This is a genomic window from Flavobacterium sp. NG2, assembly GCF_034119845.1.
Classification (GTDB): Bacteria; Bacteroidota; Bacteroidia; order Flavobacteriales; family Flavobacteriaceae; genus Flavobacterium.
In genome coordinates this window covers 3,631,557-3,648,470 of record NZ_CP139420.1, presented here as the reverse complement: position 1 = coordinate 3,648,470, position 16,914 = coordinate 3,631,557, and the positions used below count along the sequence as shown (strand labels likewise).

General features: G+C 34.2%; 11 protein-coding genes. 5 read left to right on the top strand and 6 right to left on the bottom strand.

The genetic code is table 11. The features are described from left to right. Positions 1–186: 186 nt before the first annotated feature. A complete protein-coding gene (locus tag SLW70_RS14680) occupies positions 187–1,185 on the bottom strand; it encodes a GntR family transcriptional regulator (protein WP_320889374.1) in 999 nt (332 codons plus the stop codon). Between the two features lie 101 nt (positions 1,186–1,286). On the opposite strand from SLW70_RS14680, the gene SLW70_RS14675 reads away from it, so the two are divergent. From SLW70_RS14675 to SLW70_RS14655, 5 genes are all read left to right on the top strand, one after another. Beyond that, positions 1,287–2,354 (top strand): aldose epimerase family protein, encoded by a 1,068-nt coding sequence (locus SLW70_RS14675; RefSeq protein ID WP_320889373.1) that lies wholly within the window; start codon positions 1,287–1,289, stop codon positions 2,352–2,354. Between the two features lie 34 nt (positions 2,355–2,388). Continuing rightward, complete coding sequence (galK, locus tag SLW70_RS14670) at positions 2,389–3,555, top strand: galactokinase (RefSeq protein ID WP_320889372.1); 1,167 nt, start codon at positions 2,389–2,391, stop codon at positions 3,553–3,555. Between the two features lie 7 nt (positions 3,556–3,562). Continuing rightward, positions 3,563–4,612: a UDP-glucose--hexose-1-phosphate uridylyltransferase gene (locus SLW70_RS14665; protein ID WP_320889371.1), complete on the top strand. Its 1,050-nt coding sequence runs from the start codon at positions 3,563–3,565 to the stop codon at positions 4,610–4,612. 5 nt (positions 4,613–4,617) lie between these two features. Then, complete coding sequence (gene galE / locus SLW70_RS14660) at positions 4,618–5,631, top strand: UDP-glucose 4-epimerase GalE (protein ID WP_320889370.1); 1,014 nt, start codon at positions 4,618–4,620, stop codon at positions 5,629–5,631. Between the two features lie 515 nt (positions 5,632–6,146). Beyond that, positions 6,147–7,799, top strand: coding sequence for a sodium/sugar symporter (locus tag SLW70_RS14655; protein ID WP_320889369.1), 1,653 nt, complete (start codon positions 6,147–6,149; stop codon positions 7,797–7,799). Positions 7,800–8,025: 226 nt separating this feature from the next. Here SLW70_RS14655 and SLW70_RS14650 read toward each other — a convergent pair whose 3' ends face one another. The 5 genes from SLW70_RS14650 to SLW70_RS14630 all read right to left on the bottom strand — a co-directional run bounded on the left by SLW70_RS14650 (position 8,026) and on the right by SLW70_RS14630 (position 16,795). After that, positions 8,026–10,449 carry a glycoside hydrolase family 2 protein gene (locus SLW70_RS14650; protein ID WP_320889368.1) on the bottom strand — a complete coding sequence of 808 codons (2,424 nt, stop codon included), beginning with the start codon at positions 10,447–10,449 and terminating at the stop codon, positions 8,026–8,028. Between the two features lie 4 nt (positions 10,450–10,453). Beyond that, positions 10,454–11,638: a glycoside hydrolase family 88 protein gene (locus tag SLW70_RS14645; RefSeq protein ID WP_320889367.1), complete on the bottom strand. Its 1,185-nt coding sequence runs from the start codon at positions 11,636–11,638 to the stop codon at positions 10,454–10,456. 20 nt (positions 11,639–11,658) lie between these two features. Next, a complete protein-coding gene (locus SLW70_RS14640; RefSeq protein ID WP_320889366.1) occupies positions 11,659–13,179 on the bottom strand; it encodes a RagB/SusD family nutrient uptake outer membrane protein in 1,521 nt (506 codons plus the stop codon). An 18-nt stretch (positions 13,180–13,197) separates the two neighbouring features. Continuing rightward, the gene (locus SLW70_RS14635; RefSeq protein ID WP_320889365.1) at positions 13,198–16,215 is read right to left on the bottom strand and encodes a TonB-dependent receptor; all 3,018 of its coding nucleotides are present in this window, start codon (positions 16,213–16,215) and stop codon (positions 13,198–13,200) included. Positions 16,216–16,357: 142 nt separating this feature from the next. Beyond that, positions 16,358–16,795, bottom strand: a complete 438-nt coding sequence (locus SLW70_RS14630) for a hypothetical protein (protein WP_320889364.1) — start codon at positions 16,793–16,795, stop codon at positions 16,358–16,360. Positions 16,796–16,914: the final 119 nt, after the last annotated feature.

The window sequence follows — 16,914 nt, the reverse complement described above, 5'->3', positions numbered from 1 at the left end:
AAATAAATGTTTTTTCTGTATAACATCGATAAAATGACATAAATAATCGATAAAATGCATTATTTGCTTAATATGTAAGAATAAAGGTATTTTATTTATAGTTTTTTAACACGGCTTACACATCATATAGAGGAGTTTGTATTAAATAAAAAGAGCTAAAGGATATTTATAATTCAATTTTATTAATTAAAGGGAATTTCTAATAATAATTGAGGATTCATTTTCTATTTGTTCGTTTCTTCCGGTTAAAGCCATTTGAGCTACAATTTTCCCCATAGTCTCGAAGTTGGTAGAAATTGTCGTAATGCCATTTTCTACTATTTTTTTTAGAGGGGTTTCATTGTAAGATATGACACCAAAATCAGTACCTAATTTAAACCCCTGTATTTTCGATCGTTCAATTACGCTTACGAGGTCTCTATCGTTAGGTATAATATAAACTTCTCCTTTTTTTAAGTCTCTTTTTTTAAATTCAGAAATGATTTCGAAATCAAACGAATAATCTTGACAAAAGTTTTCAAATCCAATTTTCATTCCCACAGGTTCTCTAGAGCCAGAGAAGATCATTACCAGCTTGTTGTATTTTTTAAGTTTGATTTTTTCTTTGGATAAACCTTCGTATATGTTTTTTTTAAAATTTTGATAAACTGCAGGATAAGATTTTAATTCTTCATTGGTTTGGTCTAATATATAAACATCGTTAACTGGTAGGGTTTTTATAAAAGTACTAGCTTGAAGTAGATTGGTTGGCATTATAATGTATTTTGTATAATTGCCATTGCAGTCATTAATCAGTTTTTCAAATACTTTGATATTGAAATGATGAAAGAAGATATCAACTTGAGCGTCCTCACCAATGTTTTCTAAAATAGAATTATAGAGGTCTTCTTTAAAAATGTTTAATTCGTCAAAAAGTAAAAATATTTTTTGTTGAATGGATACTTGAGTGCTTTTTACATAATAGCCTTTACCTAGTATAGCATAGATTATCCCTCGTTTTTTGAGTTCTTCATATGCTTGTAAAACAGTGTCTCTTGAAAGTGAAAATTCGAGACGTACTTTGTTGATAGAAGGTAATTTATCATCTTTTTTTAAAATGCCATTTTCAATTGTTTTTTCAATTGAATATATGATTTGCTTGTATTTAGGAATGCCTGAGTTGTTTTCGATACAAATAATTTTCATCCTTGATAATTTTTTGCAATATATAAAAAAAACTGGTAGGTACTGGTGTGTATGGCTGTATTATTGTTCTAAATTTGTTTTTACTATTTAATAATAAAACAATGGAAATAAAACATATATCTCATTTAAATCAAGATTTTTCAATCAAATCATTTGGTTTTACTCCAGAAGGGCAAAATGTCGAAGTTTGTGAATTAGTAAATAAAAACGGAGCCAAAGCAAATATTATTACTTACGGTGCAACATTAACTTCTTTGCAATTACCAATTCCTAAAGGTATTTTAGTTGATGTCGTTTTGGGATTTGATAATTTGGAATCCTATATAAAATCGTTTGAATTAGATGGAGCACCTTATTTTGGTTCAACAGTAGGGAGGTATGCGGGCAGAATTAAAGACAGCAAATTTACACTGAATGGGAAAGACTATCAGCTAAATACAAATAACTTCAATCATTCGTTACATGGTGGAATCCAAAATTTCAGTCGAAAAAATTGGACTATAAAAAACACTACTACTGGCGAGAATCCTTCAGTGACATTAACCTGTGAAAGTAAATCGGGTGAAGAAAATTATCCTGGGGACTTAAATGTTGAAATAACCTATACCTTAACAGAAGCTGATGAATTGGTATTAGAGTACAAAGCAACTACGTCCGAAGATACTGTGATTAATTTAACGCATCATAGTTATTTTAATTTAGACGGTCATAAAGGGACTGTTGTCAATCAACAATTACAATTACCATCAGCAACTACGGTTGAAATTACAAATGAAGGGGTACCTACCGGTAAAATTATTGAAGTTGCCAATACCAAGTTTGATTTTAGAGAAGTGAAAGCTTGCCCTGACTCTATTGATAATAGTTTTGTAATTGAAGATAATGATAAGGTTGCTGCGACTTTAACCAGCGTTAAAAATAATCTTAAAATGGAAGTGATTACTGATCAGCCAAGTGTGCATATCTATGTAGGTGGAAAAACGGCTTCAGAATTAGAGAACAAAGAAGGGGTTGAATATCATTCACAAAGTGGAATTTGTTTTGAAACGCAAAACTATCCCGATGCTCCTAATCATTCTCATTTTCCAAATTCTGTTTTAAAAGCAGGAGAAATTTATCAACAAAAAACAATTTACAAGTTTTCAAGAGCAATGATTCTTTGGGACTAAATAATATATTCTAATAACTTCAAATAGTACGATAATGAATGAGATTTTAATTAAAGACACAACATCTTTTTATCAAAAAACATTTAATAAACCTGCTGAAAAAGTAATTCTTTCTCCAGGAAGAATTAATATCATAGGTGAGCATATTGATTACAATGATGGTTACGTTTTACCAGCTGCCATTGATAAAATAATTTGTTTTGCTTTCGAAAAAAACAATACAAAAACGGCAAACATTCACGCCATTGATTTGGGGGAAAGTTTTGAAATTGATGTTACAGCTAAGCCTGAATTAACAGATACCGTTTGGACAAACTATTTGAGAGGGGTTTTGAATCAAGTACAATTAAAAGGTCATTCAATCGAAGGTTTCAACTGTGTGTTTAGCAGTAATATTCCTTCGGGTTCAGGGTTGTCGTCTTCTGCTGCTCTAGAATGTGGTTTTTTATATGGAATTAACGAATTGTTTAATCTAGATATAAAGCCTATTGATATTGCGCTAATGGGACAAAGTGCAGAGCATTGGGTTGGAATTAACTGTGGAATTATGGACCAATTCTCTAGTGTTATGGGATTGGAAAATAAGGTAGTAAAAATCGATTGTAAGACATTAGATTATACGTATCATGAAGCTAATTTTGTGGATTACTCTTTAGTTTTATTTGATAGTAATGTAAAGCACTCTTTATTTACATCAGAATATAATACTAGACGTATAGAATGTGGTGAAGGATTAGATATTATCAAAGCAAATTATCCAGAGATTAAAAGCTTTAGAGATTGTAACGAAAGTCATGTAACCAGTTTAAAAGATAAAATGACTGACAACGTATACCGAAGAAGTTTGTATGTTGTTAAAGAAATAAGTCGAGTAATTCAAGCTTGTGAGTCATTAGATAAAGGTGATATTCTAAACCTTGGGAAGTTAATGTTTGAAACACATGATGGATTGTCTAAGGATTATGAAGTAAGTTGTGAAGAGTTAGACTATTTAGTAGAATTAGCGAAAGAAGAAGAAAACGTAATCGGTTCTCGATTAATGGGTGGTGGTTTTGGAGGTTGTACCATCACATTAGTGAGAAAAGGAAGTGAAGATGCAGTGAAAGCGAAGTTTTCAAAACTGTATTCGGATAAATTTGGAATTGAATTAAAAATACATGATGTAAAAGTATCTAACGGAACATCACTTTATAAAAACTAAAAATAGCATGAGAAATTTTGATATCAACGAAGATCCGCACAGAAGATATAATCCTTTAATTAACGAATGGGTATTAGTTTCCCCACATAGAGCAAAACGTCCGTGGCAAGGGCAAAAAGAAAATGTTGCCACTGATGACAGACCAGAATACGAACCAGAGTGTTATTTATGCCCTGGAAATGTACGTGTAAATGGAGAAGTAAACCCAGAATATACAAGTTCATTTGTTTTTGAAAATGACTTTGCCGCTTTGAAGCAAGATGAAATCAATTTTGAAGATAATGGTAGTGATACTTTCTTTAAAGCAAGACCTGAAAGAGGAATTTCAAAAGTGGTTTGCTTTTCGCCAAAGCATAATTTAACTTTGCCTGAGATGGAATTGGATACCATTGAAGATGTAGTACGTACTTGGCAAAAAGAATATACAGATTTAGGGAGCGTAGACTATATCAATTATGTGCAAATTTTTGAGAACAAAGGAAGTGTAATGGGATGTAGTAATCCACATCCTCATGGACAAATTTGGGCTCAATCATCATTGCCTACTCAGGTTGAGAAAACGCAAAATAACCTAAAGGCTTATCACGATAAATTTGGTACTAATCTTTTAGTGGACTATTTGGAAAAAGAATTGTTGCTAGAAGAACGTATTGTAGTCGAAAATGAACATTTTGTAGCTTTGGTTCCGTTTTGGGCGGTTTGGCCATTTGAAACAATGATTGTAGCCAAACGTCACGTAACTAAAATCACTGATTTTACGAAAGATGAAGTAGCTGCATTTGCTGTAATATTAAAGAAATTAACAGCTAAGTACGATAATCTTTTCGAAACGTCATTTCCGTATTCATCAGGGATTCACCAAGCACCAACAGATGGTCAGGAGCATCCAGAATGGCAATTCCATATGCATTTTTACCCACCATTGTTGCGTTCGGCTTCAGTGAAAAAATTCATGGTAGGATATGAAATGATGGGCGAGTCACAAAGAGACATTACAGCTGAGAAGAGTGCTCAAATGTTGAGAGACTTATCGGATGTTCATTATAAAACAAAATAAAGAATATGAAAATATTAGTAACAGGAGGTTTAGGGTTTATTGGGTCTCATACTGTAGTTGAATTGCAAAATGAAGGCTATGAAGTAGTAATAATCGACAATCTTTCCAATTCGTCTGAGGATGTGTTGAAAGGAATTGTTTCTATAACTGGAAAGACGCCTATTTTTGAAAAGTTAGACTTGAGAGATAAAGCATCAGTTCAAAGTTTTTTTGCAAAATATACTGATATTGCTGGAGTGATCCACTTTGCTGCTTCCAAAGCGGTTGGGGAGAGTGTTCAAAATCCATTACTTTATTATGAAAACAATATTGCTGCTTTAGTTTATATTCTTCAAGAATTAGAGAAAAAAGAGGAAGCAAACTTTATTTTCAGTTCTTCTTGTACCGTTTATGGTCAAGCAGATGTTTTACCTATTGATGAGAATGCACCTATAAAACCAGCGATGTCTCCTTATGGAAATACCAAACAAATAGGGGAGGAAGTAATTACAGATGTTTCTAAAGTAAGCGGAATCAAAGCAATCTTATTGCGTTATTTTAACCCTATTGGTGCGCATCCTTCGGCAGCAATTGGTGAATTACCAATTGGTGTACCTCAAAATTTAGTGCCTTTTATTACACAAACCGGAATTGGGTTACGAAAAGAGTTGATGGTGTATGGTGATGATTACCCAACAGCTGATGGAACTTGTATTCGGGACTATATTCATGTAGTTGATTTGGCCAAAGCCCATGTGGTAGCACTACAACGTCTACTAGGGAATAAAAACTTAGAAAAAGTAGAAACTTTTAACTTAGGAACAGGTGTAGGTAGCTCTGTTTTGGAAGTTATTAAAAGTTTTGAAAAAGTAAGTGGCAAGCCGTTTCCTTATAAAATCGTAGACAGACGCGAAGGTGACGTAACAGCAGCTTATGCAAGCACAGACAAAGCAAATAATGTATTGGGTTGGAAAACTCAATCTTCATTAGATGAAGCGATGGCTAGTGCATGGAAATGGGAAACCAAAATAAGAAGCTAGCAATTATGAAGGCTTTATATTGTTAATATAGAACAGCCTTGATGAAATTTAAAATAGATTGATCCTTTAAGTTTTTAAGGTTGTTAATTTAAATTTTATTGAGGTTGTTGTGTTTTTTGATTCGAATGAAGCAAAAAACGGCGATGTAAACAAGTAATTTCTTATTTTTTTTAAAAAAGAGAAAACGTTTTCGATATGTAGATTGATTATTAGAGGTGTTTTTTTTGATATATAAAAACGCATCATTAAACACGTATAATATTGTTAATCAGTGCTTTGAGAATTATGTTTTTTGGTGTGTCCATTAAAAGCCTCTATATTGTTAAATAGCGAAAGAAGTTTTTCGTATCATTGCACATCACTATTTAAAACAGTGTTTTTTTATGATATTCGTTTTTTTATTTCGAAATTTTAGAAAAATATGTTTTTTTTTTTTTTTTTTGAGTATTATTTGAATCACGCATTTGAACATTGAACTAAATATAAAAATTGAATTTTAAAAGTAAAAATTAATTATGGAAACAGGATTTGGGTTTATTGACTACGCGGTCTTTGCTGCTTATGCAGTTTTAATCTTAGGAGTGGGTTTATGGGTCTCTCGTGATAAAGAAGGAGAGCAAAAAAATGCCGAGGATTACTTTTTGGCAAGTAAATCTTTGCCATGGTGGGCTATTGGTTCATCATTAATTGCAGCAAATATTTCTGCTGAGCAATTTATCGGAATGTCTGGTTCTGGTTTTGCATTAGGTTTAGCTATTGCTTCATATGAATGGATGGCTGCCTTTACGTTGATTATTGTGGGTAAATATTTCTTACCTATCTTCATTGAAAAAGGAATTTATACAATTCCTGAATTCGTAGAGAAACGTTTCTCAACCAACCTTAAAACGATTTTGGCAGTTTTCTGGATTGCTTTATATGTTTTTGTGAACCTTACAACAGTATTGTACTTAGGAGGTTTGGCTATCGAAACTATTTTAGGTATTGATATGATGTATGCTATTATTGGATTAGCATTGTTTTCAGCAGCTTACTCACTATACGGTGGATTGTCAGCGGTTGCTTGGACAGATGTTATTCAAGTAGTTTTCTTGGTACTTGGTGGATTGGTTACTACTTATTTGGCGTTGAATACAGTTTCTGATGGAGCTGGGATGTGGGAAGGTATGAAAACCGTTTACCACTCAGCACCAGATCGTTTTGTGATGATTTTAGACGAATCTAATCCAGAGTATATGAACTTACCTGGAATTGGAGTTTTAGTTGGAGGACTTTGGGTAGCGAATATTTACTACTGGGGTTTCAATCAATATATCATTCAAAGAACTTTGGCTGCTAAATCTTTAAGAGAAGCACAAAAAGGTATTTTATTAGCAGCTTTCTTAAAATTATTAATTCCGTTTATCGTTGTTATTCCTGGGATTGCGGCTTACGTAATGGTTAATGATCCAGCTATCATGGCTAGATTAGGAGCAATGGCTGCTGAAAATTTACCAGGTATAGGTACTGCTGACAGAGCGTATCCATGGTTGTTACATTTCTTACCTGCAGGTATGAAAGGATTGGCTTTTGCTGCATTAGCTGCTGCAATTGTATCTTCATTAGCTTCGATGTTGAATTCAACTTCAACTATCTTTACAATGGATATTTACAAACAATATATCAATACAAGCGCAAGTGATAAAACTACGGTAAATGTTGGTCGTATTTCGGCTGGTGTAGCTTTACTTATTGCTGTTATTATGGCGCCACTTTTAGGAGGTATTGATCAAGCTTTTCAATTCATTCAAGAATATACTGGAATTGTAAGTCCAGGTATTTTAGGGGTATTTTTGTTAGGGTTATTTTGGAAAAAAACAACAAACAAAGCTGCTATTTGGGGTGCATTAGTTTCTATTCCAATCGCTTTATTCTTTAAAATAGGACCTAAAGGATGGGCTGAAGGAGCGATGTTCCCAACATTACCATGGATGGACCAAATGGGGTATACAACTGTTTTAACTATGATTGTTATAGCTGTTTTAAGTATCACACAAAACAATGGTAAAGATGACGAAAAAGGTATTTCTTTGACTAAAGAATTCTTCAAAACGAGTCCATTATTTAATATTTGTTCGTTTGTAATATTAATTTTGTTAGCTGTTGCTTACGCTTTTTTCTGGAAATAATAAAATATGGAACTTTAGTTCCTAATTAATATAACTGCATTAATTGCTATTCTTCAAATAGTAATTAATGCAGTTTTTTTGTGAGTTGTTGAAAAGTTTAAATGCGATATGGACTAAAAAGAAGTCTTATACCATTCTGGCTTACTTCTGAATATGCCTATGTTATAAAACAATTAAAAAAATCTGTGTTATCCGTGTTCCAATGTGTTGTCTAGGTTTAATTAATTTATTCAATCTTCAAAAACTCTCCTTTGAAATTCTGATTTAAAACGGTCATAACTATTGGGCTTCCATCGGCATCAGGGATTACTTCAATCGAAGCTTTTCCGTTGGCCATTTTGATAGACTCACTACCAGTAGGTGTGCCTTGGTTTTTTAAGGTGGTTCCACCTTTTAAACATTGGAAATAGATTCTTTCTTCGTAATCTAAACAACGTAAATTATTTTTATCTACCGCAAGTGCAGTTACTAAGTAATTACCATTTTTTAATTTTTCGGCAGATAAAGTTAATCCTAAGGCAGTATCATTTTTCTTAAATCTGTAGTTAACATTTATAGTGTCTGAGACGGTTTTACCATCTTTGGTTTCACCAACAGCTATTAAAGTGTTTTTTCCTTCTTCAAAGTTCAAATCCCAGTTCAAACCACAAGCTGGAAAAGCTTTACTATCCCGTTGCTTTTTACCTAATGATTTTCCGTTATGGTAAAGCGTCACTTGGTTGCAATTACTATACACATTAATGTTTCGAGCCACGTCTTTCGGCCCTTGTCTATCAGTCCAAGTATGAGATTCGATATAAGCAAACGGTTTTTCGCTCCAATAGCTTTTAAATACATAATAGGCATCTTTTGGATTTCTGTTTCTGTCTGTTAAACCTTTTTGGTTCATATAAGGGATGTCGTCTTCTGGACGTAACGGCGTAGCAAAATCTTTGAAAGCCCACTGTATATTCCCTACAAAATCAGGATCATTTTCAGCAACATGTAAATGCCAGTCAAATAAATCGACGATATAATTTTCGCTCCAATCACCTATTTGAGCAATATTAGCCACTTGTGTTTGTACAATGGCTTCTTCCCATCCTTCAGATTTAATGACTCCTTCTCCAGTAACAGGCTTTTCGGTATGACGTCCTACATGACTATCTCCACCATATTCCGCATGTATAAAATGTTTGTATTCTTTTTTATAAGTATCCAATGCTTTTTGATAGCTTTTGTAACTTCCAGAATACCATCCTGACCAAATAGAAGGGGAGAATACATCCACAATATGGGAGCCTTCATAATATTTACGAATCGCTGTTTTGCGGGATGGGTCTAGTTGGTGTGCTAAGTCATTCAATTCGCTCAAAAAAGCAGTCGTTTTTTCAGGGTCATCACCACCTGGGAAATCAGGTAACCAGTTCATTTCATTTCCTAACGACCAAAGTATAATACTAGGATGGTTGAAGTTTTGAGCAATCATTTCCTTTAGCATGTTTTTGCTATTGGTTTGCCAAACATCATTTCCAAGACCACCCCGACACCATGGCAGTTCATCCCACACTAACAAACCTAGTTCATCACAAGCTTTGTAAATTTCTGGATCTTGAGGATAATGAGCTAGACGTACAAAATTAGCACCCATTTCTTTGATGGCTTCCATATCAGCATGGTGTTGTTTATTGGTCATAGCTGCACCTACACCCGCATGCTCTTCGTGTCTATGTGTGCCACGAATTAACAGTCGTTTTCCGTTTAGGTAAAAAGGCCCATGATCTTTAAATTCAAACCAACGGAAACCCACTTTTTCAGTTAGTTGGTCTTTTTCTTTATTCTTATCTAATAAAGAAACAGTTACTGTATAAAGATTTGGTTTTTGAGTATCCCACAATTCAGGGTTTTTGATATTATCGAATGTGATTGTGGTTTTTACACTATTTGGGATTACTTTTTTTGTAGTGACTATTTTTCCTTTTGGATTTTTTAGTGAGACTTCTAATTTTAAATCTTTATTCGCTTCTAAATTGTTGATTGTTGCAACAACATTTAATGAAGCTGATTGATTGGAAACCTTTGGAGTGGTAATTTTAAGGTTATCAATATGATTTTTTGGCAAAGCCAATAACCAAACATCTCTTGTAATTCCGCCATAAATGGTAAAATCACTTTTTTGCGACGGAATGATTTCAGGATTATAGCTATTGTCCACACGAACAGCAACTTCATTATTTCCTTGTTTAATCAAGGAAGTGATATCAATCGTAAAACCAATATAACCACCTATATGTTCTCCCGCTTCTTTCCCATTAACATAAACTTTTGTTGTAATATTGGAACCCTCAAAATACAATTGGTATACGGTATTGGCAGCAATTGCAGGGATAACAAGTTGTTTTTTATACCAGCTCGCAGCACGTCTGTAACCTGGGATGTTATCAGTAGCATCTTCACTATTCCAAGTATGAGGTAAATTGAGAACCGTCCAGTTTTTGGCTTGATTGGCTGTGGTAATTTTATTAGTATCGTTTTCTAAATAACTCCAGTTTTCATTAATATTTGTTTTCGTTCTTTGTGCATGTATACCATGCAACGAGAATAAAAAACAGGCTATTGCAATCGAGTATAATAGCGAGGAATTCAAGGGATTAAAATGCTGCTTTTTCATAAAATCATTTCTTTTTTTGTCTTAATAGTGCCTCTAAGTAATAATAGTCACCGTATACGATAGGTTCGTCAACTTCATCGTTTTTAGGCTTATGTCCTGTACTATGGTCTAAAATAAAAGGACCTTTTACAGTTTTGTCTAAAATGTAATTTTTGGTACTCAAACTAGTCATTACTTTGTTTGCATAATTCAGATAGATGTCGTTTTTAGTATAGTCGTACAGCTCATAAAGTCCTGAAGCAACTAATGCCGCAGCCGAAGAATCTCTTGGAGCATTAGGAATAGTGGGGTCTTTAAAGTCCCAATATACAATCCCATCATCGGGCATGTTTTTGTTATTGATAAAATAATTTGCTGTTGCTTCTGCTTGTTTGAGATAGGCCTTGTCTTTCGTATAACGATAGCACATGGTATAACCATATATCGCCCATCCTTGACCTCTTGCCCATGAAGACTCATCGTTGTACCCTTGATGGGTCACTTTCATTTTTGGTTTTCCTGTGATGGTGTCATAAGACACAACATGGTAGCAACTAGCGTCAGGTCTAAAATGATTTTTTAAAGTGGTATTCGCATGTTGAATCGCAATGTCACGATATTTGGCATCACCTGATATTTTTGAAGCTTCGAATAACAATTCAAGATTCAACATATTGTCGATAATCACGGGAAAATCCCAAACTTCTTTATTGAAATCCCAAGAACGTATGGCACCTACTTTTTTATTGAAACGGGTGCTAAGTGTTTGTGCACTTTTTACAATAACGTCTTTATAGTGCTGATTATTTTCGTGTTTAAGTCCATTTCCAAAACTGCAAAAGACTTTAAACCCCATATCATGAGTTTTATTATTGAATTTTTCTTTTTCAATAAAAGCTGTCCATTGTTTCGCTTTTTCTTTGAATTTAACATCACCTGTTAGTTCATATATTTGCCATAGATTGCCTGCAAAAAATCCACTACACCAATCTTTCGATGGTACTTTTCGGATTTTCCCCGTTGTTAATGACATACTTCTAGGGAAACTCAATGAATCGACAGGATATTCTAACAAGGCATTGTATCTTGAAGATAGAAGGATTGTGTTCTCTTTGTTGTTAGGTTCTTTCGCAACATTATTTTTGAGTTTACACGCTGTTACCAGCAGTGTAAACCCAAGAATAAAAGGTAAATAATAAATTCTATTCATAATAATTAAAACTAAAATATTTAGTAGCCAGTGTTATTGGGCTTTAAGTTAGGGTTTTTTTCTAATTCCCTACCCGGTAATGGGAAATAGTAATCTTTAAGAGGGTCAAATACTTGTTGTTCTAAACCATTAGCTCCAAAAGCTTCAACACCAATTTTTAATCTTTTAATATCGTACCATCTTCCAAATTCAAAAGCTAACTCTAATCTGCGTTCTCTTAGAACCATTTTTCTAAAATCTGTTTGTGACAAACCTACAATTTCATTAGCTGGATAGTTTGAAGGGACCCCCGCTCTGTTTCTTGCTCTCGCTCTTATTCTGTTAACATATGAAGTTGCTTCAATATTACCCGTTACAGGATTAATTTCGTTTAACGCTTCGGCAGCAATTAGCAAAACTTCAGCATAGCGCATCATGATATAGTTGCTACTAGATTCTCTACCATTTAGTCCCGCTAATCCAATTTTTCGGAAATATTTAGCAATATGCGGTCGGTTTACCGCTCTTGATGACATAGTGGTGAATTTGGTATAATCATAAGTAATAGTTCCTTTTTTACCAATAGTATCAAAACTTACTGCTCGTCTGTAATCACGTTGGTTCCAGTCATTGAAAACTTTTAAGGACGGAACGGCCACTGACCATCCTTCTCCAAAAGAGAAAGTTTGATCTCCTCTGATTCCTGTGATTGAAGCTAGATAATCTTGCCCTAAGTCATTTACTCTAGATTGGCCGATGAAGTCGATTGTGAACAAAGGCTCTTTTAGGGTTAAAGCTTTGCTAGAATCGAATAAATCTTGATAATTAGCATCTAAATCTAAGCCAAACAAACCCTCGTTATCAATTACATATTTCGCTTCATTATAAGCTTTTTGATTGTCTCCCAATGTCAGATAAACAGAAGCCAAGTAGGCAGCAGCAGTTGCTTTAGATGGTAACGATCGTACGGGTTGTTTATTAGGTAACCATTCTTTTGCATATTTTAAATCGGCGATAATTTTAGTATATACATCCGCTTCTGAAGTTTTGCTAATGCTATTAACGGTAGCGATATCCTTCACTGCAAAGTCAATATATGGAATGGCTCCAAAAAGGCGTACTAAATGATAATAGGCAAAGGCTCTAGAAAAATAAGCTTGTGCTGCAATGGCATTAATGGTATTTGCATCTCCACTGACTTTTGCTGCACCAGCAATGGTTTGGTTCGCAGCTCCAATAATTGCGTAGGATTGAGGCCAAAAAGCACTGACAATTTCACTACCATCATTCATCCTAAATTGATCCACTTCAACTCTTGCTGGTGTTGTAGTCAAATCACCTATTTGAGCCATATCTCCTCTTAATAGTAGGGACATGGACAATTGTCTTCCCCAATATTTTTCGGATGCCATATAGGCAAAACTACCGTTTGCTGATGCCTGAAGGTCGGCTGGGGTTTTGAAAAATGATTCGGGAGCCAATAATCCCACTGGATTTTCTTCTAAATCGGAGCAAGCCGTTGCAAAGATTGCTGTCGCGATTAATATGATATATTTTTTCATGGTTTTTCAGTTAGATAATTAAAATTTTAAATTCACTCCCATTGTAAACGTTTTAGTGTTTGGGTAGCTTCCGTAATCCAAACCTAGGTTGGTATTACTTCTTTCATTGTTGTTGTTTCTGTAATTTACTTCTGGGTCAGCACCTGGATATTTTGTAAAAGTCAATAAGTTCTGTCCACTGATGTAGAATCGCACTTTCTCGAAACCCACTTTTTTAACCAAATCAGAAGGCAGTGTATACCCAAGTGAAAGGTTTTTCAATCGGATGTAACTTCCGTCATACACAAATCGAGAGGTGATTCTTTTGGTACGTACTGCTGCCACTGGGACATTTGTATTTGTATTAGTAGGAGTCCAGGAATTCAGAGCTTCGGTAGTAGGATTAGCGTCTCCAGAAGCCATTTCAAGTAAGCTGTAGTTTAAAATATCGCCACCTACTGATGCTTGAAAAAACACATTCAAGTCAAAGTTTTTGTATTTAAAATCATTATTCATACCAGCGTTAAAATCAGGGTTTGGATTCCCAATAATCGTTTTGTCATCAGAGGTAATTTTACCATCAGGAACACCATTTGGCCCACTGATATCTCTTAAAAGTTCTCCTCCTGGAGTATTTTCATAACCGGTAGGGATAGTTTGTCCAGCCTGAATAACACCATCATAAATGTACCCAAAGAACGAGCCTACTGCTTCTCCAACTCGTAATATTTGTGAATCAGGTTGTAAGAAGTGACCTGGAGCCGAGTTGATTAAAATATCTGCATTGTCTGGTAAGGCTACAATTTTGTTTTTATTTGTTGAGATATTAAAATCAGTAGTCCATCTAAAGTTATCTGTTGTGATGTTTTTAGTATTAATCCCTAATTCAAAACCTTTGTTACTTAACTCTCCTATGTTTTGAATTTGAAAAGGATTTGCCAAACCTACATACTCTGGTAACGGACGCGCAAAAAGTAAATCTTTGGTTTTGATAGAATAATAATCTGCTGTAATGTTAATTTTATTATTGAATAAACCAACATCTACCCCAAAATCAGATTGATAGGATGTTTCCCATTTCAAATTGTCATTTGCCAAAACAGTCACGGCAACAGCATTTACAATTTGGTCTCCAATAACAGAATAGGTTTCAGAAAAACGTGCCAATGTTCCATAAGGAGCAATGGATGGATTTCCTGTTGCTCCATAACTTGCTCTCCATTTGAAGCTTGAAATCACTTTGTTGTCTTTTAAGAAATTTTCATTCCCCATATTCCAGCCCACTGCTCCTGATGGGAAAAGGGCATATTTATTGTTGGCACTAAAGTTGGATGAACCATCACGTCTAGCGGTAAAAGTAACTAGGTATTTGTCATCTAAATCATAATTTACCCTTCCAAAAAGAGATACAATTTCAGTTTCAGTTAAGGAAGAATTGGGCTGTAGATAAATGGCACCACCACCTAAATTGTGGTAAGAAACAGAGTTGGTTACAAATCCAGTAGCCCCCGCTGAAAAAGTAGATACTTTTTCTTTTTGATACGAATAACCACTCATTAACGTTAGTAATCCTTTTCCTAATTCCTTTTTATAGGTTAAGTAATTTTCAGATAGAATATTTGTTGTTTTAGAGTCATTAATAGTTGCTCTTCCTTTAACTCCTTTTCCTGATAATAATGTGTTTGGAACAAAAGTACCCACTTGACTATTAGCCGAATTTAATCCAAGAGTGGTTCTAAACTCTAAACCTTTTAAAAACTCATAGTTAGCATAGAAGTTTGTTCTATAGGTAGTTGCAATGGTTTCGTTGATGTTTTCTGTTGCTGTTGCAAATGGATTGTCGATTTCATCACCAATAGGGTTTGTTGTATACACACCATTTGTATTATAAATTCCTAGACTAGGGTCAAAACGATAGGCTGCTGAAACTACATCGGCTGTTCCTGTACCACCAGATTGTGTTTGAGTTAAAATTCCGTTTCTTTGGCTTTTGCTGCCAAAAACATTTAATCCTACTTTTAATTTATCAGTAACTTCTAAGTCAACGTTACTTAAGATCGTGTAACGTTCTAAATCAGAGTTAAGAACCACACCTTCTTGATTGTAATAATTGCCGGATAAATAGTATTTCACTTTATCTGTTCCTCCAGAAAAAGACAATTGTGTGTTTGAAATATTTCCTGATTTGTAGATTTCGTCTTGCCAGTTTGTATTAGCAGGTCCTTTCACATAATTCGTTGCAAAACTAGAACGATACGCAGCAAATTGGTCCGCATTAAGAACATCAATGGTATTGTTTACTTTTTGCGAAGAATACGATTGATTGAACTCTATATTCGTCTTTCCAGTTTTTCCTTTTTTAGTTGTTACTAAGATAACACCATTAGAACCTCTAGAACCATATATTGCTGTTGCCGAAGCATCTTTTAAAACTTCCATCGAAGCAACATCTTCTGGAGCAGGCATCGATGCACCTACAAATCCATCCACCACAATAAGGGCATCACTGCTGGCATTAATTGATGTTCCTCCACGAATTCTAATTTTGATTGGAGCACCAGGCTCACCACCATTATTAGACTGAACAGCAACTCCCGCCGCACGTCCTTGTAAAGCTTGTTCCGCACTAAGTACTGGATAAGCTGTTAACTCAGATGCTTTAACAGAAGAAACGGAACCCGTCATGTCACTCTTTTTACGAGTACCATAACCTACAACCACAACTTCTTCCAGTGAACTTACATCTGGATCAAGTGTTACATTAATAGTATTTTTATCGCCAACAATCACTTCTTTAGTTTTGTAGCCCACATAATTGAAAACTAATACCGTCTTTTTATCCGATACCATAATAGAGTAGGAGCCATCCATATCCGTTGAGATACCTTTGGACGTTCCTTTAATAAGTACATTTACACCAGGTAAGCCCATCGAGTCATCACTTGAGCTGATTTTTCCAGTAACTTTTCGTTGTTGTGCATTTACAATGGTTCCTATTAGGATAAATATTCCTAACACATACCACGAAGTCTTTTTTGTTTTGGTTTTCGTAAACATTCATTTTGGTTTTAAGTTAATTTTGATAGTAAATAAATAAGCCAAAAACACATCCCAATCATCACTACAATGAGGCAGGTTTGAATCAGTATTATTTTTGTTTTATTCATAATAGGTATTTATAAAGCCTATAATTAGGCTCTTAGTATTCTGTTAAAGCACTAATTTGTAATTCCTCACTATTTCTAAAGAAGAAAATATTTTGCAAATGATGAAGTCCTTTTAGCTCAATTTTAGTTGTAAAGTCAAACCATAATCCATTTACGGAGTTAATTTGAGTGCCAAATAAATTATAACTTGGAAAGTCTTTATAGTCTAATTTTATGGCTCCAATCTTTAGAAGTAATTCTTCTGTGATTGGTATTGGTCGACTATCGTTATTAAAACTTTCATTCTCCTCCTCACAAAGCTTAATGTCGTACCAATCAATAAAAAAATATTGCCATTCTAAATTTTCTCCCTCAGGATAATATTCTAAAAGATTTCCAATTCTTAAATCTGTAACCGAAACTCTAGTACATGGGGCGATCAAAGTACCGTTTTGGTTTCCTAAATTAGTTTTGTTTTTATTCGTTTCCATAAGTTTCTTTTGGTTTTAAAATCAAATTCACACAATCATCATCTGGGTTAATAGTACTATTTTTTACTTATTTTGATATCCCAAAACTAGGTATACAAAACCATATATAAATCCGAAAA

Bases quoted from the DNA above. Each gene is read 5' to 3' on its own strand.
- galE (WP_320889370.1), top strand. From the start codon at position 4,618: ATGAAAATATTAGTAACAGGAGGTTTAGGGTTTATTGGGTCTCATACT.
- SLW70_RS14645 (WP_320889367.1), bottom strand. From the start codon at position 11,638: ATGAATAGAATTTATTATTTACCTTTTATTCTTGGGTTTACACTGCTG.
- galK (WP_320889372.1), top strand. From the start codon at position 2,389: ATGAATGAGATTTTAATTAAAGACACAACATCTTTTTATCAAAAAACA.
- SLW70_RS14655 (WP_320889369.1), top strand. From the start codon at position 6,147: ATGGAAACAGGATTTGGGTTTATTGACTACGCGGTCTTTGCTGCTTAT.
- SLW70_RS14635 (WP_320889365.1), bottom strand. From the start codon at position 16,215: ATGTTTACGAAAACCAAAACAAAAAAGACTTCGTGGTATGTGTTAGGA.
- SLW70_RS14680 (WP_320889374.1), bottom strand. From the start codon at position 1,185: ATGAAAATTATTTGTATCGAAAACAACTCAGGCATTCCTAAATACAAG.
- SLW70_RS14650 (WP_320889368.1), bottom strand. From the start codon at position 10,449: ATGAAAAAGCAGCATTTTAATCCCTTGAATTCCTCGCTATTATACTCG.
- SLW70_RS14640 (WP_320889366.1), bottom strand. From the start codon at position 13,179: ATGAAAAAATATATCATATTAATCGCGACAGCAATCTTTGCAACGGCT.
- SLW70_RS14630 (WP_320889364.1), bottom strand. From the start codon at position 16,795: ATGGAAACGAATAAAAACAAAACTAATTTAGGAAACCAAAACGGTACT.
- SLW70_RS14665 (WP_320889371.1), top strand. From the start codon at position 3,563: ATGAGAAATTTTGATATCAACGAAGATCCGCACAGAAGATATAATCCT.
- SLW70_RS14675 (WP_320889373.1), top strand. From the start codon at position 1,287: ATGGAAATAAAACATATATCTCATTTAAATCAAGATTTTTCAATCAAA.